1 protein-coding gene is annotated in these 361 nt (G+C 69.3%); it reads left to right on the plus strand.

Features of this window, described 5'->3' with window-relative positions; translation table 11 throughout:
- Window positions 1-361: PAS domain S-box protein (locus ACF8O7_RS06375; RefSeq protein ID WP_392442794.1), on the plus strand; the 361-nt coding region annotated here is incomplete at both ends.

Below are 361 nucleotides of genomic sequence, written 5' to 3' on the forward strand. Positions count from 1 at the left end.
CCAGCTGCCGGGCCACCGGGAAATACTCTGCGACATCGCCGTCGTCCCCCTGCTGCGCGACGGCCGGCTCGTGGGCTTCGCGGGCAGCGCCGTGGACGTGACGGCCCGCTGGAAGGCGCAGCAGGAACTGCAGACCCAGCTGGCCTTCCAGCACCTGCTGTTCGAGACCACGCCCCTGCCCATGCTGGTCACCGACGCGGACCACCGCGTGGTACTGGTCAACAAGGCCTGGGAGGACTTCTTCGGCCGCGGCCGCTATGCCGTGCTCGGCCACGAGATCAAGGGCCTGCACTCGCGCGACGATGCCCTGCTGCAGATACGCAGCAACCAGGTCGTGATGCGCTCGGGCCAGCGCATGGTG

Origin of the sequence: Delftia sp. WSY_16, from assembly GCF_043104415.1 — a bacterium.
Classification (GTDB): Bacteria; Pseudomonadota; Gammaproteobacteria; order Burkholderiales; family Burkholderiaceae_C; genus Comamonas; species Comamonas tsuruhatensis.